The sequence below is a fragment of the Streptomyces sp. PA03-6a genome, assembly GCF_033792765.1.
Lineage (GTDB): Bacteria > Actinomycetota > Actinomycetes > Streptomycetales > Streptomycetaceae > Actinacidiphila.
This window is the reverse complement of the sequence record NZ_JARAVK010000028.1, coordinates 18,424-38,518: the sequence shown is the minus strand read 5'-3', so window position 1 is coordinate 38,518 and position 20,095 is coordinate 18,424. Positions and strand designations below refer to the sequence as shown.

The following is a 20,095-nucleotide window of genomic DNA, read 5'->3' as shown; positions in this document are numbered from 1 at the left end:
CGCGACCGTACGGCGGCTACTCGACGGCCTTCGCGAGCCGTGGGATGCCCGCCGCCTCGTAGGCCTCGTCCTCCTCCAGCGTCTCGGCCTCCAGCAGCCGCTCCGCGAGGGCGTCCAGTTGCTCGCGGTGCCGGCCCAGCAGCCGGCAGGCCGTCCCGTAGCACTCGTCCACGATCCTGCGCATCTCGGCGTCGATCACGTCGAGGGTGGCGGGGGCGGCGGACAGTCCGTAGGGCTGCTGGGAGTCGGCCGGGATCGCCGAGAGCGGGCCGACCTTCTCGCTCATGCCCCAGCGGCCGACCATGCCCCGGACGACGTTGGTGACCTGCTCCAGGTCGTTCTCGGCGCCGGTGGTGATCACCCCGAAGACGACGTGCTCGGCGGCCATGCCGCCGAGCGCGCCGATGATCCGGCCGCGCAGGTACTCCTCGGTGTACGCGTAGCGGTCGGAGTCGGGGGTGGAGAGGGTGACGCCGAGGGCGCGGCCGCGCGGGACGATGGTGATCTTGCGTACGGGGTCGGCGCCCGGGTGCAGCATGCCGAGCAGGGCGTGCCCGGACTCGTGGTAGGCGGTACGGCGGCGCTCCTCGATGGGGATCACGAGCGGGCGTGCCGCGCCCAGCTGCACCTTCTCCAGGGCGTCGGAGAGCTCGCCCTGCCCGACGGCGCCCTTGCCGCGCTTGACGGCGAGCAGCGCGGCCTCGTTGGCGAGGTTGGCGAGTTCGGCGCCCGTCATCCCCGGCGTCGCACGGGCCACCGCGGTCAGGTCGATGCCGCCCTCCAGGGGGACCTGGCGCAGGTGGATGCGGAGGATCGCCTCGCGGCCCGTACGGTCGGGCGGGCTGACGTGGACGACGCGGTCGAAGCGGCCGGGCCGGGTCAGGGCGGGGTCGAGGACGTCGGGCCGGTTGGTGGCGGCCGTGACGACGACGCCCTCGGAGCCGGAGAAGCCGTCCATCTCGGTGAGGATCTGGTTGAGGGTCTGCTCCCGTTCGTCGTGGCCGCCGATGCCGCCCGCGGCGCCGCGGGCACGGCCGATGGTGTCGATCTCGTCGATGAAGATGATCGCCGGGGCGACCTTGCGGGCCTCGGCGAACAGCTCGCGCACCCGGCCCGCGCCGACCCCGACGATCATCTCGATGAACTCGGAGGCGGAGGCGGAGAAGAACGGTACGTCGGCCTCGCCGGCCACGGCCCGGGCGAGCAGGGTCTTTCCGGTGCCGGGCGGTCCTGCGAGCAGCACGCCGCGCGGCATCCGCGCCCCGAGCGCCCGGTAGGCCTGCGGGCGCTTGAGGAAGTCGACGACCTCGTTGAGCTCGGCCTCCACCTCGTCGATGCCCGCCACGTCGGCGAAGGTGGTGCGGCGGCCCGCCTCCGGGACGACCGGCGTCGGCGGGGCCCTGCGGCCGAGGCCGCCCAGGCCGCCGAGCCCGCCCGCGAGCTTGCTCATCCGGCGGGAGACGTAGAGCCAGAGCAGGACCAGCAGCAGCACCGGGGCGAGCGAGAGCAGCAGGTTGTAGAGCAGGCCGCGCTGCTGGACCACGGGTTCGGCGGTGACGGTGACCTTGTTCTTCGTCAGGGTCGCCCACAGGTCGTCGTCGGCGAAGACCGGCCGCTGGGTCTTGAACTGCATGTACGTGCCCTCGTCCGCCCCCGGCACGTCCTGCTTCTTCTTGAGCTGCCCCTCGATGGAGTCGCCCTTGGAGTAGATCTTCGAGATGTTGTCCGTGGCCAGCTGCCGGTTGAACTCGGTGTACGAGATCGTGGTCGGCCGGGACCCGGTGAAGAACGAGAGCACCAGGTCGGTGATGAGGAAGACGACGAGCGCCGTCAGGATCATGCCGCCCCAGCCGCCCATGCGGCGCCGTCGCCGGGTGGGCGGCGAGGCTGGCGCGCCCTCCGTCCGCCATGGATCGTCCGGATTCTGCCGGGGCGGTACGGGATTGCCCATATCCCGACAATAAGGACAGTGCCGCTCCGGCGCCCCTCAGACCCCCGGCCACTCCTCGGCGGTGAGCGCGAAGCGCTCGTGATCGCGCCAGGCGTCGTTCAGGTAGAGCATCCGGGGCGTGAAGCCCTCGTGGCGGAAACCGAGGCGCTTGGCCATGGCGACGGACCGTTCGTTCTCCGGCTGCACGTTGATCTCCAGCCGGTGCAGGCCCAGGCCCCGCGGTTCGGGGGCGAAGCAGCGGTCGACGACCAGCCGCAGGCCCTCGCTCATCCGCCCGGTCCCGGCGAAGGGCACGTAGCTGTCGTAGCCCAGGCTGCCGTTGCGGAAGCGCCCCATGACGATGTTGGCCACGTTGCACTTGCCGACGATCCCGCCGCTCTCCTCGTCGAGGATTAGGAACGTCCGCAGCACGGGCCCCTGGCGCCGCAGCAGTTCGGGCAGCCCGTCGGGTTCGACCGGGTTCCACCGGCCGACGTGCTCGGCGGAGCGCAGCACCGCCTCCCGGTAGGCGGGGGCGTCGGCCGGCTCCGGGGGACGGATGTGTACGCGCATGGGTCCATGATGCACGCGCGGCGGCGGCGCCCCCTGCGCAGGGGGCGCCGCCGCCGTACGGACACGGGCCTGGGTCAGCCCATGAACTTCTTGAACTCGTCGGGCAGTTCGAAGTTCTGGCCGTCCTGGCCGGCCGGCAGGCCGAAGGCGCCACCGGCCTGCTGCTGCTCGCGACGGGCGGCGTCGGCCTTCTCCTGCTCGGCGCGCTTGAGCGGGTTGCCGCTCTGCCGCTTGCCCTTGGCCTTCTTCTGCTGCTTCTTCTGACGTGCGCCGCCGCCCAGCCCCGGCATGCCGGGCATCCCCGGGATACCGCCCTGCGCCATCCGCGACATCATCTTGCGGGCCTCGAAGAACCGCTCCACCAGGCTCTTCACGGCGCTGACGTCCACACCCGAACCGCGGGCGATGCGGGCGCGGCGGGAGCCGTTGATGATCGTGGGGTCCTGGCGCTCACCCGGGGTCATCGACTTGATGATCGCGGCCGTGCGGTCCACGTCGCGCTCGTCGAGGTTGTTGATCTGGTCCTTGATCTGGCCCATGCCCGGGAGCATGCCGAGCAGCTTGGAGATCGAGCCCATCTTGCGGACCTGCTCCATCTGCTGGAGGAAGTCGTCGAGGGTGAACTCCTTGGGACCCTTGGCCAGCTTCTCGGCCATCTTCTGGGCCTCGGCCTGGCTGAAGGTCTGCTCGGCCTTCTCGATCAGGCTGAGGACGTCACCCATGCCCAGGATGCGCGAGGCCATCCGGTCGGGGTGGAAGGCGTCGAAGTCGTCCAGCTTCTCGCCGTTGGAGGCGAACATGATCTGGCGGCCGGTGACGTGCGCGATGGAGAGCGCCGCACCACCGCGGGCGTCGCCGTCGAGCTTGGAGAGCACCACGCCGTCGAAGCCGACGCCGTCACGGAAGGCCTCGGCGGTGTTGACCGCGTCCTGTCCGATCATGGCGTCGACGACGAAGAGGATCTCGTCGGGCTGCACGGCGTCGCGGATGTCCGCGGCCTGCTGCATCATCTCGGCGTCGATGCCGAGGCGGCCGGCGGTGTCGACGATGACGACGTCGTACTGCTTGGTGCGGGCGTGGTCGAGGGAGTCCTTGGCGACCTGGACCGGATCGCCCACACCGTTGCCGGGCTCCGGCGCGAAGACCGCGACGCCCGCCCGCTCCGCGACGACCTGGAGCTGGTTGACGGCGTTGGGACGCTGGAGGTCCGCGGCGACCAGCAGCGGGGCGTGGCCCTGGCCCTGCAGCCAGCGGCCGAGCTTGCCGGCCAGCGTCGTCTTGCCCGCACCCTGCAGACCGGCCAGCATGATCACGGTCGGCGGCTGCTTGGCGAACCGCAGCCGGCGGGTCTCACCGCCGAGGATGCCCACGAGCTCGTCGTTGACGATCTTGATGACCTGCTGGGCGGGGTTCAGCGCCTGGGAGACCTCGGCCCCGGTCGCCCGCTCCTTGACCTGCTTGATGAAGGCGCGCACCACCGGCAGCGCGACGTCCGCCTCCAGCAGCGCGATGCGGATCTCGCGCGCGGTGGCGTCGATGTCCGCCTCGGAAAGGCGGCCCTTGCCCCGGAGGTTCTTGAACGTCGCTGCGAGGCGGTCGGAAAGGGTGTCGAACACGTCGGTCGCGGATCCTCAGGTCGGGGGCGGGTGATAGGTCGTCCTCAAGGGTATCCGCCCGGGCCGCGAATGGTCTCCACCGCGTCAGCGCAGGGCCCGCTCCACCTCGTCGGCGACCTCGGCCGCCCGTACGTCGGGAAGCGGATCGCCCTCGGTGTCCGTGACGTAGAACGCGTCCACCGCGTTGGCGCCGAGCGTACTGATCCGGGCGGACCTGACGTTCACGCCGGTGGACTCCAGGGCCCGGCCGATGCGGTGCAGCAGCCCCGGGGCGTCGTGGGCGCGGACCTCGATGACGGTCGCGGCGCTGGAGCTGCCGGGGGCGACGGTGACGCGGGGCGGAGGGGGCGTGACCCCGCGACGGCGGGGGTACGCGGACTCCCGCTCCGCCAGCCGTGCCTCGATGTCGAGGGAGCCCGCGAAGGCCCGGGCGAAGTCGTTGCGCAGCCGTGCCGCCTCGGGCAGCGAGCCGTACTCGGCGGCCACCCGCCAGCGCAGGAGGGTCACCGGGCCCTGGTGGATGGGGTCGACCGCGCGCAGGTCGGCGGCCCGGACGGTGAGCCGGTGCAGGGCGAGCACGCCCGCCGCCGCCGCCAGCAGCCCGGGCCGGTCGGGGACGGCGAGCAGCAGCTCCACGCCGACGGGCTCGGGTTCGCCGTCCGCGGTCCGCGGGACCCCGTCGGGGTCGGGCTCGGCGTGGGCGTGCAGCGCGATGACCGGGCCCCCGGTGCGCGCCGCCTCGACCGCCAGGCGCTCCTCCTCCGCGGTGGGCTCGGGGTCGGCGGGCCCGGGCACCGCCCCGCTCACCAGCACGGCGGCGACCCGCTTGACCAGGTCGCCGACGAGTGAGGACCGCCAGGCGCTCCAGGCGGCCGGCCCGGTGGCGAGGGCGTCCGCCTCGGTCAGCGCGTGGAGCAGCTCCAGCGTCTCGGAGTCTCGGACGGCCTCGGCGACGCTCTGCACGGTGGCAGGGTCGTCCAGGTCGCGCCGGGTCGCGGTCTCGATCAGCAGCAGGTGGTGGCGGACCAGCAGGGCCAGCGTCTCCACGTCGGCGCGGCCGAAGCCGAAGCGGGCCGCCACGTCGCGGGCGATGACCTCGCCGGCCTCGGAGTGGTCGCCTGGCCAGCCCTTGCCGATGTCGTGCAGCAGGGCGGCGATGAGCAGCAGGTCGGGGCGGCCCACCCGGCGGGTCAGGCGCGAGGCGCGCACCGCGCACTCGATGAGGTGCCGGTCGACGGTCCAGATGTGCACCGCGTTGCGCTGCGGGCGGCAGCGGACCCGTTCCCAGTCGGGGAGCAGCCGCGTGATCATGCCCGCGGCCTCCAGTGCCTCCCACACCTGGACGGTGGACTCCCCCGCGCCGAGCAGCGTCACGAGCTGTTCGCGGGCCTCGGCGGGCCACGGCACCGGCAGCGGCCGGGTGGCCTGGGCCACGCTCAGCCGGCGGACCGCGTGCAGCGACAGCGGTACGCCGTGCTCGGCGGCGGCCGCGGCGGCGCGCAGCGGCAGCACCGGGTCGCGCTCGGGCCTGGCCGTGAGCGCGAGGACGGCCTCGCCCTCGTGCTCCACGACGCCGTCGGCCAGCGGGGTGCGCTCGGGCCCGTTCGTGCTCTGTTCGGGACGGGAGCGGCCGAGCAGCCCGCGGCGGCGGGGCCGCATCTGGCGGGAGCGCAGGACCCGGCCGACCTCGCGCCAGGTGACGTCAAAGGCGTAGCCGACGGTCCGGGCGGCCTCGTACACCTGGCGCAGGAGCGCGTCGGCGTCGAGCAGGCCGAGTGCGCCGGCCACCTGGTCCTGCTCCTGCAGGGCCAGCCGGTCGGTGGCGCGGCCGGTCACCAGGTGGAGGGCGTCCCGGGCGTCGAGCAGCCGGGTCCGGGCGTCCTCCAGGCCCTCGCGGGGCGCGTCGGCGAGCCAGGAGGCGGCGACGGCGCGCAGGGCGGTGGCGTCGCGCAGCCCGCCGCGGGCCTCCTTGAGGTCGGGCTCCAGCAGGTACGAGAGCTCGCCGTGGCGTTCGGCGCGCTCCAGGCACAGCTCGTGGAGCGCGGGGAGCCGCTTGGGCGCCTGGTTGCGCCAGTCGGCGAGCACCGCGGTGCGCAGGGAGGCCGTGAGGGCGGCGTCGCCCGCGATGTGGCGGGCGTCGAGGAGGCCGAGCTGGACCTTGAGGTCCTCGGCGGCGGTCTTGCGGGCCTCGGCGGGGGTGCGGACGGAGTGGTCGAGGGCGACGCCCAGGTCCCAGACCGGGTACCAGATCCCGTCGGCGAGGCCGGCGACGTCCGCGGGCCCGGCGGAGCCGTCGTGGAGCAGCAGCAGGTCGAGGTCGCTGCGCGGGGAGAGCTCCCCCCTGCCGTAGCCGCCGACGGCGACCAGCGACCAGCCCCGCGCCCCGGTCCGGTCGGCCGCGCCGCGGGCGAGGTCGGCGAGCCAGGCGTCGGTCAGGGAGGCCAGCGCCTTGCGCCGCGGCGGCCCGGACGGGCCCTCGCCGTTCAGGAGGGCCAGCCGGGCCGCCGCATAGCCTGCAGGGGCGTGTCCGTCGTGGGCTTTCGCGTCGACGTTCTCCGTCACACTGTCTCCAGTCGCAGGCCGTGCGGTGGAACTGCTCGGGTTCGGTGGTGCGAAAGGGCGCGGCCGGAGTCCCGGCCGCGCCCCCGCGTCCTCAGAGCGCGTCCGGACCGCGCTCCCCGGTCCGGACCCGTACGGCGGTCTCGACCGGGATGCTCCAGACCTTGCCGTCACCGATCTTGCCGGTGCGGGCGGCCTTGACGATGACGTCGATCAGCTGGTCGGCGTCGCCGTCCTCGACGAGCACCTCGATGCGGATCTTGGGCACCAGGTCCACGGTGTACTCGGCACCACGGTAGACCTCGGTGTGGCCCCGCTGGCGGCCGTAGCCACTGGCCTCGGTGACCGTCAGGCCCTGGACGCCGAAGGCCTGGAGCGCCTCCTTGATCTCGTCCAGCCGGTGCGGCTTCACGACCGCGGTGATGAGCTTCACGCGTCCACCTTCTTCGACGGGGCGTCGGTCACCTGGGTGCCGCTGCCGCTGCTGCTGTCCAGGGAGGAGAGGGCGGAGCGGACCGCGCCGGCCACGCCCGCGAAGTCGTAGCCGGTCTCCGCGTGCTCGGCCTGGTCGATGCCCGCGACCTCGGTGTCCTCGCTGACGGTGAATCCGATCACCAGGTCGATGAGCTTGGCAAGGATCGCCGAGGCGATCAGCGAGTAGAACAGGACCACGCCGACACCCAGGAACTGCTTCCACAGCTGGTCGAAGCCGCCGCCGTAGAAGACGCCCTTGGCGGTCTGGCCGACCCCGCCGGTGGCGAAGAAGCCGATGAGCAGGGAGCCGACGATGCCGCCGACCATGTGGACGCCGACCACGTCGAGGGAGTCGTCGTAGCCGAACTTGTACTTCAGGCCGACCGCGGCGGCGCAGGCCACACCGGCGATGACACCGACCGCGATCGCGCCGAGCGGGCTGACCGAGCCGCAGGCCGGGGTGATGGCGACCAGACCGGCGACCGCGCCGGAGGCGGCGCCCAGGGTGGTGAAGGAGCCGTGCTTGATCTTCTCGTAGGCGAGCCAGCCGAGCATCGCGGAGGCGGTGGCGACCTGGGTGTTGGTGAAGGCCACGGCCGCGACGCCGTCGGAGGCGAGCCACGAGCCGGCGTTGAACCCGAACCAGCCGAACCACAGCAGGCCGGCGCCGAGCATGACCAGCGGCAGGTTGTGCGGGCGGAACGGGTCCTTCTTGAAGCCCACGCGCTTGCGGATGACGAGGATCACGCCGAGCGCCGCGGCACCGGCGTTGATGTGCACCGCCGTACCGCCGGCGAAGTCGATCACGCCGCGGGTGAAGAGGAAGCCGTCCGACGCCCAGACCATGTGGGCGACCGGGAAGTACACGACCGTCGCCCACAGGGCCACGAAGAGCGACCAGGCGGTGAACTTCACCCGGTCCGCGAGGGCGCCGCTGATCAGGGCGGGCGTGATGATCGCGAACATCAGCTGGAAGACGGCGAAGACGTAGACCGGGATGGTGTAGCCGTCCCACAGCTGGGAGATCCCGATGTTGCGCATGCCGGCCCAGTCGAAGCCGCCGAAGAAGGCGTTGCCGGAGTCGAATGCGACGGTGAAACCGTAGAGCGTCCACAGCACGGTGACGATGCCGATGGCGATGAAGCTCATCATCAGCATGTTCAGCACGCTCTTGACCCGCACCATGCCGCCGTAGAAGAAGGCGAGACCGGGGGTCATCACGAGCACCAGCGCTGCGCTCAGCAGCATGAACGCCGTGCTACCGCTGTCGAGCGTGGGCGTATCTGCGGCAAGCGTCAAGAAGCCTGCTGCCATCGGCGTCTCCTCGTCATCCGAACGGCCCGTGCGGGAAGTGGGCTCGATGGGCCGGTTTTCGCCATGAGGTTGTCCCAGCCGGGTTTCCGTCGACGCCATCGGGTGTTTCGGAACCGTGACGAAGAAGTCGTCCGTGTTACGTCGGGATGAACCGCCACCCCAGCGGGCGCCGCCATGACGACGCCGTCACGACTCCGTGACCCCTCGGGCGGGCCGACGAGCTGTATACGTGCCGCGCGGGCCGGGGTGTACAAACCTCGCCACGCCGTCGAACGGACGGGTCGGTGAACGAGGACCGGCCGCGGCGGGCCACCCGGTTGACCTGGCATGGGGGAGCCGAGTCGGGCTGTCGGGATGGCCGGCCGCGGCCGGGGTTCGGGGTGGACCGCCGGGTCAGGCGGTCCCGGCGACCTCGGGGAGGTCGGACGCCAGGCGCTCGCTGAGCTGGGCGACCTCGGCGATCTTGCCGTAGTCGCGCAGCGCGGTGTCGGCGGTCTTGCGGATGCGGGTGTTCACCCGCTCGGAGCGCACGTGCTTGGCGACGTCGATGGCCTGGACGGTGAGGCCGGCGGCCTCCTCCGGGCTCCGCTGGAGCAGGTGCACGGTGGCCATGCCGATCAGATTGAGGGCGTAGGCGCGCTGGTGGACGGTGTCCTGGGAGAAGAGCTCGACGGCCCGCTGCATCACCGGGTGGGCCAGCGAGGCGTACGTGGGGCTGCGGCCGGCCACGTACGCCAGGTCACGGTAGGAGTGGGCGTTCTCGGCGTTGAGCTCGGCCTCGTTGAAGAAGCTGATCCAGTCCGGGTCCTCGGTGGGGCGGGAGTCGGTGTAGGAGTCCTCGGCCATCCGCACGGCGCGGTGGCACTTGCTGACCTGGCCCATGTTGGCGTAGGCGCGGGCCTCCATCGCGTACAGCATCGCCTGGGTGGTGGCGGTCGCGCTGTCCCTGCTGCCGTACTGCGCCAGGTGGATGAGTTCCAGTGCGTCGTCGGGCCGGTCCAGGTGGATCATCTGGCGGCTCATGCTGGACAGGACGAAGGCACCCAGCGGGCGGTCGTCCGCCTCCTTGGCCGCGTGCAGGGCCAGGACCAGGTACTTCTGCGCCGTGGGGTGCAGGCCGACGTCGTAGGACATCCAGCCGGCGAGCGCGGCGAGCTCCGCGGTGACGCGGTAGAGCCGCTTGGCGACGGACTGCGGATGGGACTCCTGGAGCAGGTCGGTGACCTCGTGCAGCTGGCCCACCACGGCCTTGCGGCGCAGGCCGCCGCCGCACTGGTTGTCCCACTGCCGGAACATCACCGTGGTGGCCTCCAGCAGCTCCAGCTCGGGCTCGGAGAGCCGGACCCTGCCGCCGGACTCGCGCGGCGGGGGGACGTCGGCGCCGGACGCGGGGGTGGGCACCAGCCAGCGCTGCATCGGCTCGACGAGGGCGGGGCCGGCGGCCAGCGCCAGGGAGGTCCCGAGGAAGCCGCGGCGGCCGAGCATCAGGTCGCTGCGGGAGAACTCGTTGATCAGCTGGACCGTCTGCGGCCCGGCCCACGGCAGGTCCACGCCGGTCGCGGCGGGCGGCTGGTGGGCGGGGCGCAGGCCGAGGTCCTCCACCGGGACGACGGTGCCGAAGCGTTCGGAGAACAGCTCGGACAGGATGCGCGGGATGGGTTCGCGCGGCTGTTCGCCGTCCAGCCAGCGGCGCACCCGTGAGGTGTCCGTGCTGACGTGCAGCGCGCCCATCTGGCGTGCTCTGCGGTTCACCTGACGGGCGAGTTCGCCCTTGGACCAGCCGCTGCGCACAAACCAAGAGGTCAACTGCGCGTTGGGCTGCTTGTCCTGTGTGCCGCCCACCGTGACGCCCCCATTCCGTCGCCCAACACCTCCGGGGATGAGGGCCGTTGCCTGCCTGGCCCCCATGTGCCTCAGTGTCCTACGAGTCTTGCCTCCGGCATACCCGCCGGCCCGCACACTTCCGGGGCTTGCAAACCGAAAGTAATCCTACGATCACCCATCCGGCGATGCCTCCAGCGAAAACGCCACCATTCGCCACCCCTTCGAATGAACTACATGTGCACACGGCGCGATTCACTTGACACATGCCGATCAGGCACGGGCGTAACCATCGGCAACTGCGACCCGTTGGGGGTGTCATGGGCTTCACGATCGGCAGCATGCGGGAGATGCGACACATCCGCTCCGGCGCGCGCCGCCGGACGCACGCCTCGGCGTGCACCACCGTGGCGGAGTACACCGGGTTGTGCGGATGGGCGGTGGCGCCGGGTGCGCGCGCCACGCGCGGGGGCGGGCAGTGCTCCTGCGGTGACCCGGGGTGCAAGGCACCGGGCGCCCACGCACTGGAGTTCGCCGACGAGGTGCCGGCCGGGGCCACCCTCGAGGAGGCCGTGGCCGCCTGGGAGCGCGTGCCGGGCGCGGCGCTGATGCTCCCCGTGGGACGCGCCTTCGACGTGATCGACGTGGCGGAACGATCCGGCGTACGCGCCGTGGTGCGCCTGGAGCGCATGGGGCTGCGTCTCGGCCCGGTCATCGCCACCCCGGACGGCCGGGCGCAGTTCTTCGTCGCGCCGGGGGCCGCCGCCGAGCTCCCGCACCTGCTGTACCGCATGGGCTGGGACGACGCCGACCTCGACCTGCGCTGCCTCGGGCCGGGCGACCACGTGACCGCCCCGCCCTCCGACCTCGGCGGCCTCGGCCCGGTCCGCTGGGTGCGGCCGCCGGCGCTGGACGCCGCCCGCCAGCCGCCGGAGGCCCGGCTGCTGCTCGGCACGCTGGCGTACGTCTGCCACCGGGACCGCGCGTACGCGTGAACAACGAGCAAGGGGCGCACTCGTGGGAGTGCGCCCCTTGTCCACATGTCCGCTCGTCCGCGGACGCCGCCGGCTACGAGCCGATCAGCGCGTCCACGAAGGCCTCGGGCTCGAACGGCGCGAGGTCGTCCGCCCCCTCGCCCAGGCCGATCAGCTTGACCGGAACGCCCAGCTCGCGCTGGACGGCGACGACGATGCCGCCCTTGGCGGTGCCGTCGAGCTTGGTGAGCACGATGCCGGTGATGTCGACGACCTCGGCGAAGACCCGGGCCTGCACCAGTCCGTTCTGACCCGTCGTGGCGTCCAGGACCAGCAGGACCTCGTCCACCGGGCCGTGCTTCTCCACGACGCGCTTGACCTTGCCGAGCTCGTCCATCAGGCCGGTCTTGGTGTGCAGCCGGCCCGCGGTGTCGATGAGCACGACGTCCGCACCCTCGGCGATGCCCTCCTTCACCGCGTCGAAGGCGACCGACGCCGGGTCGCCGCCCTCGGGACCGCGCACGGTGCGGGCGCCGACGCGCTCGCCCCAGGTCTGCAGCTGGTCCGCGGCGGCGGCACGGAAGGTGTCGGCGGCGCCCAGCACGACGCTGCGGCCGTCGGCCACCAGGACCCGGGCGAGCTTGCCGGTGGTGGTGGTCTTGCCGGTGCCGTTGACGCCGACGACCATCAGCACGGCCGGCTGGTCGGCCCCGTCCCCGTTCGGCAGCCCGTCCGTGTGGAGCGTGCGGTCCAGATCCGTGCCGATCAGGGTCAGCAGTTCCTCGCGCAGCAGCTGCCGCAGGTCGGCGGGGGTGCGGGTGCCGAGCACCTTCACCCGGGTGCGCAGCCGCTCCACGAGTTCCTGGGTGGGGGCGACCCCGACGTCCGCGGTGAGCAGGGTGTCCTCGACCTCCTCCCACGTGTCCTCGTCGAGGTGCTCGCGCGCGAGCAGCGTGAGCAGCCCCTTGCCGAGCGCGTTCTGCGAGCGCGAGAGCCGGGAGCGCAGCCGCACCAGACGGCCGGCGGTGGGCTCGGGCCGCTCGATCTCGGGGGCGGCCGGGCGCTCCTCGACGAGGACGCCGCCGGCGGAGGCGTCTTCCGACTCGGGGAGCTCGACCTCTTCGATGGTCCGGCGGGGTTCGTCCCGCGGGGCCTCCGCCTCGTCGCCGATCTGCGGTTCGGCGGGGGGCGCGGTGATCGTCGGCTGCTCGGTGGGCGGTGCGGGGGGCAGCTGCTTCCTGCGGCGGCTGCCCACCACCAGCCCGCCGGCCGCCAGGATCACGACCAGGGCGATGACTACGGCAAGAATGACGGTTTCCATAACCCGTCCAGTATCGGTCACGCGGCGCGCCCTCCCGGGAGCCACCCGGCGGGCGTCCGTGACTCTGTTCATCTGACGGTTCGTCAGCTAACGTCGGCGCATGCCCGCCACTGTCGTACGTTTCAACCTCGTCGACCCCGCGGCCGCGCCCGGGGCGCTGAGCCACCGCTACCGGGCCGCCCTGGAGATGGCCGCGTACGCCGACGAACACGGCGTCGCCACCCTCCAGACCGAGGAGCACCACGGCTCCCCCGACGGCTGGCTGCCCTCGCCCCTGACCTTCGCGGGGGCGGTCCTCGGCGCGACCCGCCGGATCGCGGTCACCGTCTCCGCGCTGATCGGACCGCTGTACGACCCGCTGCGGCTGGCGGAGGACCTCGCGGTGCTCGACCACGTCGGCGGCGGCCGGCTGGTCACCGTCGCCGGCATCGGCTACCGCCCGGAGGAGTACGAGGCCCTCGGGGTGGACTGGCACCGGCGCGGCGCCCTCCAGGACGAGCTGCTGGAGACGCTGCTCACGGCGTGGACCGGTGAGCCCTTCGTCTTCCGCGGCCGGACCGTCCGGGTCACGCCCCGCCCCCACAGCTCCCCGCACCCGCTGCTGATCGTCGGCGGCAGCTCGCGTGCCGCGGCGCGCCGGGCGGCACGGTTCGGCCTGCCGTTCTTCCCCAGCGCCCACCTCCCGGAGCTGGAGACGTACTACCGGGAGCAGCTCGCCGAGCACCGCACCGAGGGCTGGTGCCTGATGCCCCCGCCGCAGGTGCCGCTGCTCCACCTGTCCGAGGACCCCGACCGCACCTGGGCCGAGTACGGGCGGCACCTGTTCCACGAGGCCGCCACCTACGCCTCCTGGCAGTCCGCCGGCATCCGCTCGGCGGTGCGCTCCAGCGCGGCCTCCCCGGAGGAACTGCGCCGCGAGGGCGTCTACCGCGTGGTCACCCCCGACGAGTGCGTCGCCTTCGCGGAGGCGAGCACCGACCCGGCCGCCGCCCTCGTGCTGCACCCGTTGTGCGGGGGCATGCCGGTCGAGGAGGGCTGGCGGAGCCTGCGCCTGTTCGCGGAGCAGGTACTGCCCCGGCTCAAGGACTGACCGGGCCCGGCCGCGAGCGGCCCGGCGCACGGCGCCGCCCCCGGGCCCGGAGGGGCACCAGGGGGGCGGCGCGGCGGAAGCGGGCGGGGCCGGTCAGCCCATCTCCTCCAGGGTCTTGCCCTTCGTCTCCGGGACGAACTTGACGACGAAGGGGATGGAGAGCGCGGCGAAGGCCGTGTAGATCACGTAGGTCAGCGACAGGTTCCAGTCCGACAGGCTGGGGAAACTGGCCGTGATCACCCAGTTGGCGATCCACTGCGCGCAGGCGGCGACGCCGAGCGCGGCGGCGCGGATCCGGTTCGGGAACATCTCGCCGAGGAAGACCCACACCACGACGCCCCACGACAGGGCGAAGAAGAGCACGAAGGCGTGCGCGCCGACGAGTGCCACGGCGCCCTCGGTGCCGGGGAGGCTGATGTGGCCGCCGGTGCCGGTCTTGTGGGAGAAGGCCCAGGCGACCAGGCCCAGCGAGACCGCCATGCCGACGGAACCGATGAGGGCGAGCGGCTTGCGGCCGATCCGGTCGACGAACAGCATCGCGATCACGGTGCCGATGATGTTGATGATCGACGTGGTGAAGGAGTAGAAGAACGAGCTGCTCGGGTCGACACCCACGGACTGCCAGAGGGTGGCCGAGTAGTAGAAGATCACGTTGATGCCGACGAGCTGCTGGAACACCGACAGCCCGATGCCGACCCACACGATCGGGGCGAAGCCGAAGCGCCCGCCGAGCAGGTCCTTGAAGCGGGAGCGGTGCTCGCTGCGCATGTGCTCGCGGATCTCGGCGACCCGTGCGCCCGTGTCGGTGTGCTCGCCCTCGACGTCGCGCAGCACCTTCTCGGCGTCGGCGGTCCGGCCGGCGGAGATCAGGAAGCGGGGCGACTCGGGGATCGCGAAGGACAGCAGGCCGTACAGGACGGCGGGCACGACCATCACGCCGAGCATGACCTGCCACGCCTCGACGCCCAGCAGGTCACCGCGCTGGTCACCGTCGGCGGCCTGGAGCAGGCCCCAGTTGACGAGCTGGGAGACGGCGATGCCGATCACGATCGCGGCCTGCTGGAAGGAACCGAGCCGGCCGCGGTACGCGGCGGGCGCGACCTCGGCGATGTAGGCGGGGCCGATCACCGACGCCATGCCGATGGCGAAGCCGCCGACCACGCGCCACAGCGCCAGGTCCCAGAGGCTGAAGGGAAGGGCGGAGCCCACGGCGCTGACCGTGAAGAGCGCGGCGGCGATCCGCATGACGCGGATGCGCCCGATGCGGTCGGCGACGCGGCCCGCGGTGGCGGCGCCGATCGCACAGCCGATCAGCGCGATGGCGACGACCTGGGCGAGCGCGGCCGAGCCGATGTCGTACTTCCCGCGGATGCCCTCGACGGCCCCGTTGATGACGGAGCTGTCGTAGCCGAAGAGGAAGCCGCCCATGGCGGCGGCCGCGGTGATGAAGATGACGTGCCCGAGGTGGTCGGCATGGCCGCCGGAGCGGCCGGCCGCCTGGGACTTCGGTGCGGTGGTGGTCACTGGTGAATCTCCCGGACTCTGCATTGAGCCCTCAGGTGGGGGGCAGGAGCAACGAGTGCCGGGACTCCCCAAGTCACCATCACTCGAACGCTAAAACAACATTGCAGACCTTATTCCTACAATCTTCAAAGTCAAACCCGCCCATTTCGACGCAACGAAGCAGAGGATCTCCCAGAGATCCCCTGCATTCGTTCACAACGTGAAGTCAGTCCTTGAGGCGCTGACTGATGACCTTCGACACGCCGTCGCCCCGCATGGACACGCCGTACAGCGCGTCGGCGACCTCCATGGTCCGCTTCTGGTGGGTGATGACGATCAGCTGCGAGCTCTCCTGCAGCTCACGCATGATGCGGATGAGCCGCTGCAGGTTGGTGTCGTCCAGCGCGGCCTCGACCTCGTCCATCACGTAGAACGGGCTCGGCCGGGCCTTGAAGATCGACACCAGCAGCGCCACGGCGGTCAGCGAGCGCTCGCCGCCCGACAGCAGCGACAGCCGCTTGACCTTCTTGCCCGGCGGCCGGGCCTCCACCTCCACACCGGTGGTGAGCATGTTCTCGGGGTCGGTGAGGATCAGCCGGCCCTCGCCGCCGGGGAAGAGCCGGGAGAACACGCCCTCGAACTCGCGCGCCGTGTCGTGGTACGCGGAGGTGAAGACCTGCTCGACCCGCTCGTCCACCTCCTTCACCACCTGGAGCAGGTCGGCCCGGGTCTTCCTCAGGTCCTCCAGCTGTTCCGAGAGGAACTTGTGCCGCTCCTCCAGCGCCGCGAACTCCTCCAGCGCCAGCGGGTTGACCTTGCCCAGCTGCTGGTACGCCCTCTCCGCCGCCTTCAGCCGCTTCTCCTGCTCGCCCCGGTGGTACGGGCGCGGCGTGTTGCGCGGGTGCTCCGGGTCCTCCGGCAGCACCTCGCCCTCGGCGGGCGGGGACGGCGGCACGAGCTGGTCCGGCCCGTACTCCGCGACCAGGCCCTCGGGCTCGACGCCGTACTCCTCCAGCGCCTTGCCCTCCAGCTGCTCGACCCGCATCCGCTTCTCGGCGCCCAGCACCTCGCCCTTGTGGACGGAGTCGGTCAGCCGGTCCCGTTCGGACTTCAGCTCCCGGCCCTGGCGGCGCGCGGTGTCCAGCTCCGCCTCGCGCTCGGCCTTGGCACGCTCGGCCGCGCCGCGTTCCTCGTCCGCGCGCCCCAGCGAGACCTGGACGCAGGCCAGCAGGCCGTGCGCGCCCTTCAGCACCGCCGAGGCGACCTGCGCCTCGTACTCCAGACGCGCCTTGCGCCGGGCGGCCCGCTGCCTGGCCTCGCGCTCGGCGCGGGCGGCGCGGTCCAGGCCGTCGGCGCGGCCGGCCAAGCCCTTGACCCGCTCCTCGTGGGTACGGACCTGGAGCCGCGCCTCCATCTCGGTCTGACGGGCGTTGGCGCCGTCGGCGGCCAGCCGGTCCCGCACGGAGGTGTCCGGCTCCTCCTCGGCGGGGGCGGCCTCCGCCTCGCTCAGCCGGAAGGAGAGCTCCTCGAACTCCTCTATGGCGGCCGCCAGGGACTCCTCGGCGCGGCCCACGGCGGCGGCAGAACGTTCCGCCTCCCCCGCCGCGGCGCGTGCCTGGCCGCCCAGCCGGCCCAGTTGCTGGGCCACGGCCGACTTCTCCTTCTCCGCGGCCCGCCGACGCTGCGTCAGCTCGTCGACCACCCGGGCGGCGGCCGACCGGCGTTCCTTGGCGGCGGCCTGCTCCTGCGCGAGCGCCTCGCAGCGCCCGGCCAGTGCCTCCAGCTCCGCGGCGGCCTCGTCGACGGCTACCTGCACCTCCAGCAGGCTGGGGGCACCGGCCGAGCCGCCGTGGGCGAAGTGGGCGCCGAGGACATCGCCTTCCGCCGTCACCGCGGTCAACCGCGGGTTGGCGGCGACCAGTGACTCGGCGTCGGCGAGGCTCTCCACGACGACGTGGTCCCGCAGCAGACGGCGCACGGCCGGGAGCAGTTCGTCGGGACCGCCGACGAGCGCGGCCGCCGCACGCGCGCCCGGGGGCACCTCGGCGGACTCCTGCGGGGCGGCGTCACCGGCGAGGAGCAGCGTCGCGCGTCCCGCGTCGTCCTTGCGCAGCAGCCGCAGCGCCTCGGCGGCGGCGGACGGTCCCGAGACGGCGACGGCGTCGGCGGCGGCGCCCAGCGCGGCCGCGACCGCTACCTCGTGGCCCGGGGCGACGGCGAGGAGTTCGGCGGCGGGGCCGAGCAGCCCGGCCAGGCGGTCGCCCGCGGCGAGCAGGGCGCCGGTGCCGTCCTTGCGGCGCAGGCCGAGGGCGAGTGCGTCGTGGCGCGCGGCGAGGGCGGCCCGCCGGCGTTCGGCGGTCGTGGCGGCCTCGCGGGCGGCGGAGTGGGCCTCGTCGGCGCCGGCCTGCTCGTCCTTGGCCGCTTCGAGGCGCTCGTCGAGCTCGGAGTCGTCGGCGTCCAGGTCCTCGACCCGGGTGCGGAGTTCCTCGTACTCCTCCTGCGCGGACTCGGCACGCTCGCGCGCCTCGTCGCGGGCGGCGGTCAGCCGGCCGATCTCGGCCTCGGCGGATCCGGCCTTGGAACGGGCGGCGTTGACCTGACCCTGCAGCCGGGCCAGACCCTCGCGGCGGTCGGCGATGGCGCGGGCGGCGGCCTTGAGCGCCTTGTCCTCCTCCGCGAGGCGGCGTTCCAGCTCGGCCCGGTGGTCGACCGTGTCGTCCAGGGCGCGCTGGGCGGCCTCCAGGGCGTCGGTGAGTTCCGCCTCCTGTTCGCGGATGCGGGCGGCCTCGCGCTCCATGTCCTCCGGATCGCGGCCGCGCCGCTCCTCGGCGGGCTGCGCCGTGGCATGACGTACGCGCTGCTCGGCCAGGCCGATGGTGCCGCGCACCCGCTCGGCCAGTTGCGACAGCCCGTACCAGGTGGCCCGGGCGTCGGCGAGCCGCGGCGCGAGGGCCCTGACCTGCTCCTCCAGCCGCGCCTCGCGTTGTACCGCGGCCGCCAGCTCCGCCTCGACGGCGTCGCGGCGCTCCTTGAGCGCGGCCTCGTCGGCGACCTCGGCGTGCAAGGCCTTCCGCAGGGTGACCAGGTCGTCGGCGAGCAGTCGCAGCCGGGCGTCGCGCAGGTCGGCCTGGATGACCACCGCCCGGCGGGCGACTTGTGCCTGCCGGCCCAGCGGTTTGAGCTGACGGCGCAGCTCACCGGTCAGGTCCTGGACGCGGGCCAGGTTCGCCTGCATGGCGTCCAGCTTGCGCAGCGCCTTTTCCTTGCGCTTGCGGTGCTTGAGGACCCCGGCCGCCTCCTCGATGAAGGCGCGGCGGCCCATCGGATCGGCGTGCAGCACCGAATCCAGTTGTCCCTGGCCGACGATGACGTGCATTTCGCGGCCGATACCGGAGTCGGAGAGCAGTTCCTGGATGTCCAGCAACCGGCAGGTGTCGCCGTTGATCTGGTATTCGCTGCCGCCGTTGCGGAACATGATCCGCGTGATGGTGACCTCGGCGTAATCGATCGGGAGGGCACCGTCGCTGTTGTCGATCGTGAGCGACACCTCGGCCCGGCCGAGCGGCGGCCGTCCCGTCGTGCCGGCGAAGATGACGTCCTCCATCTTGCCGCCGCGCAGCGACTTGGCGCCCTGTTCGCCCATGACCCAGGACAGCGCGTCCACGACGTTGGACTTGCCGGAACCGTTCGGGCCGACGACACAGGTGATTCCGGGTTCGAATCGCAGGGTCGTCGCCGAGGCGAATGACTTGAACCCGCGCAGGGTCAGGCTCTTGAGGTGCACGCCGCTGGACTCTACCTCCCGCTCCCGGTTTCACCGAGGAATGCGGGGGGCACATGCAATGCAAGGGCGGAGATCATGGGAGGGCGAACGGGGCGGCAAACGACGAAGGGACGCCGGGGCGTCCCTTGCACATTCCCAAACGGAGTCGTTTCCCCTGACCGGCCGAAAGGCCGGGTCAGGCGAGAACCGGCTCCGCGTGAGGTACGTCGACGAGCTCGTGCGAGGCAGCGGCCAGCGCATCGTTCTCGGCCTGGATCCGTACGAGCTCGGTTTCCAGGTCCTGGACACGCTGCTGCAGCCTTCGCATCTCGGCGAGGAGTCGAGGGTCGGGGCCGCCGACGTAACCGAGAAGCGCCTTTGCCATGATGGATGGTCCTCCACGCTGAGTGACCGACCGGGGAGCGGTGTGGGTCGTGAGTGAGGGGTTATAGGCACCCGCGCCGTGTGCGCCGAAGCTGCCCTTTGCCATGCCTACAGCTGCGGTGCGCGGGGCTTCCAGCGTCTCACCAAATAGTTAGACGGTCAACACGATCACAGCCCGGGCGTCGGGTGCGCCTAAGAAAACACGGCGCGAGAGGGCGCCGCGGGCGTCCCGCGTGGCGTGGAGGACAGGGCCGTTGACCGCTCCCCGAAGATCACCGCGTCCTCGATGTCGGCAGCCTCGCACGCGGTGCGCGAAATGGCAACCTCCTTGTCGCTCTTGCCACGTGAGATTGCCGTTGATCTGTCACCTCACCCCTCACCTGCGAGGACGGGGCGGTGTGCGGGTCGGTGGGTCAGCGGATCGCGAAGCCGTCGTAACCGCCGCGCGGCTCGCCCCAGATTTCGGTGACGCCGTCGACGCGTCCGGGCGTGTCGCCGGTCCGCAGCCAGTCGAGCAGACCGTCGCAGCGCGACCGCTCGCCTTCGGCCACGACTTGCACACGGCCGTCCGAGAGATTGCTCACATACCCGTCGAGTCCGCCGATCTCCAGTGCGTTCACCCGCGTCCACCAGCGGAAACCCACTTGGTGCACGCGGCCTCGCACCCAGGCGGTGAGTCGGACAGCGTCGTTCATAAAAGCACGCTAACCCGCCAGTTGCCCAGGGTTCACACCTGCCCCGCCTGTCTTTCGGTACAGTCGCGCCGCAACAGG

At 72.3% G+C, this 20,095-nt stretch carries 14 protein-coding genes; 2 read left to right on the top strand and 12 right to left on the bottom strand.

Going from position 1 to position 20,095, the window contains the following annotated elements:
- Window positions 1-16 precede the first annotated feature (16 nt).
- From ftsH to nsdA, 7 genes are all read right to left on the bottom strand, one after another.
- On the bottom strand, window positions 17-1,951 hold the full coding sequence (ftsH, locus tag PV350_RS09870) for an ATP-dependent metallopeptidase FtsH/Yme1/Tma family protein (protein WP_499514221.1): 1,935 nt from the start codon (window positions 1,949-1,951) through the stop codon (window positions 17-19).
- A gap of 36 nt (window positions 1,952-1,987) precedes the next feature.
- Window positions 1,988-2,503: a GNAT family N-acetyltransferase gene (locus tag PV350_RS09865; protein ID WP_500333387.1), complete on the bottom strand. Its 516-nt coding sequence runs from the start codon at window positions 2,501-2,503 to the stop codon at window positions 1,988-1,990.
- Window positions 2,504-2,577: 74 nt separating this feature from the next.
- Complete coding sequence (gene ffh / locus PV350_RS09860; RefSeq protein ID WP_499514219.1) at window positions 2,578-4,119, bottom strand: signal recognition particle protein; 1,542 nt, start codon at window positions 4,117-4,119, stop codon at window positions 2,578-2,580.
- A gap of 84 nt (window positions 4,120-4,203) precedes the next feature.
- Window positions 4,204-6,681, bottom strand: coding sequence for a [protein-PII] uridylyltransferase (locus PV350_RS09855; protein ID WP_500333386.1), 2,478 nt, complete (start codon window positions 6,679-6,681; stop codon window positions 4,204-4,206).
- Window positions 6,682-6,772: 91 nt separating this feature from the next.
- Complete coding sequence (locus PV350_RS09850) at window positions 6,773-7,111, bottom strand: P-II family nitrogen regulator (protein WP_018562967.1); 339 nt, start codon at window positions 7,109-7,111, stop codon at window positions 6,773-6,775.
- On the bottom strand, window positions 7,108-8,466 hold the full coding sequence (locus PV350_RS09845) for an ammonium transporter (protein WP_499514217.1): 1,359 nt from the start codon (window positions 8,464-8,466) through the stop codon (window positions 7,108-7,110). Before PV350_RS09845 ends, PV350_RS09850 begins: the two co-directional genes overlap by 4 nt.
- Before the next feature lie 393 nt (window positions 8,467-8,859).
- Window positions 8,860-10,374, bottom strand: coding sequence for a transcriptional repressor NsdA (gene nsdA / locus PV350_RS09840; RefSeq protein ID WP_500333385.1), 1,515 nt, complete (start codon window positions 10,372-10,374; stop codon window positions 8,860-8,862).
- Between the two features lie 233 nt (window positions 10,375-10,607).
- Here nsdA and PV350_RS09835 point away from each other — a divergent pair, with 233 nt between their 5' ends.
- Window positions 10,608-11,282, top strand: a complete 675-nt coding sequence (locus PV350_RS09835) for a bifunctional DNA primase/polymerase (RefSeq protein ID WP_500333384.1) — start codon at window positions 10,608-10,610, stop codon at window positions 11,280-11,282.
- Between the two features lie 73 nt (window positions 11,283-11,355).
- Here the strand turns inward: PV350_RS09835 and ftsY are convergent, their stop codons facing one another.
- Window positions 11,356-12,582, bottom strand: a complete 1,227-nt coding sequence (ftsY, locus tag PV350_RS09830) for a signal recognition particle-docking protein FtsY (RefSeq protein WP_499514214.1) — start codon at window positions 12,580-12,582, stop codon at window positions 11,356-11,358.
- 100 nt (window positions 12,583-12,682) lie between these two features.
- On the opposite strand from ftsY, the gene PV350_RS09825 reads away from it, so the two are divergent.
- Complete coding sequence (locus PV350_RS09825) at window positions 12,683-13,672, top strand: LLM class flavin-dependent oxidoreductase (protein WP_499514213.1); 990 nt, start codon at window positions 12,683-12,685, stop codon at window positions 13,670-13,672.
- A gap of 93 nt (window positions 13,673-13,765) precedes the next feature.
- Here PV350_RS09825 and PV350_RS09820 read toward each other — a convergent pair whose 3' ends face one another.
- From PV350_RS09820 to PV350_RS09805, 4 genes are all read right to left on the bottom strand, one after another.
- Window positions 13,766-15,220: a sugar porter family MFS transporter gene (locus PV350_RS09820; protein WP_499514212.1), complete on the bottom strand. Its 1,455-nt coding sequence runs from the start codon at window positions 15,218-15,220 to the stop codon at window positions 13,766-13,768.
- A 181-nt stretch (window positions 15,221-15,401) separates the two neighbouring features.
- A complete protein-coding gene (gene smc / locus PV350_RS09815; RefSeq protein WP_500333383.1) occupies window positions 15,402-18,959 on the bottom strand; it encodes a chromosome segregation protein SMC in 3,558 nt (1,185 codons plus the stop codon).
- A 175-nt stretch (window positions 18,960-19,134) separates the two neighbouring features.
- The gene (locus tag PV350_RS09810) at window positions 19,135-19,323 is read right to left on the bottom strand and encodes a hypothetical protein (RefSeq protein ID WP_319131640.1); all 189 of its coding nucleotides are present in this window, start codon (window positions 19,321-19,323) and stop codon (window positions 19,135-19,137) included.
- Between the two features lie 412 nt (window positions 19,324-19,735).
- A complete protein-coding gene (locus tag PV350_RS09805; protein ID WP_499514210.1) occupies window positions 19,736-20,017 on the bottom strand; it encodes an acylphosphatase in 282 nt (93 codons plus the stop codon).
- Window positions 20,018-20,095: the final 78 nt, after the last annotated feature.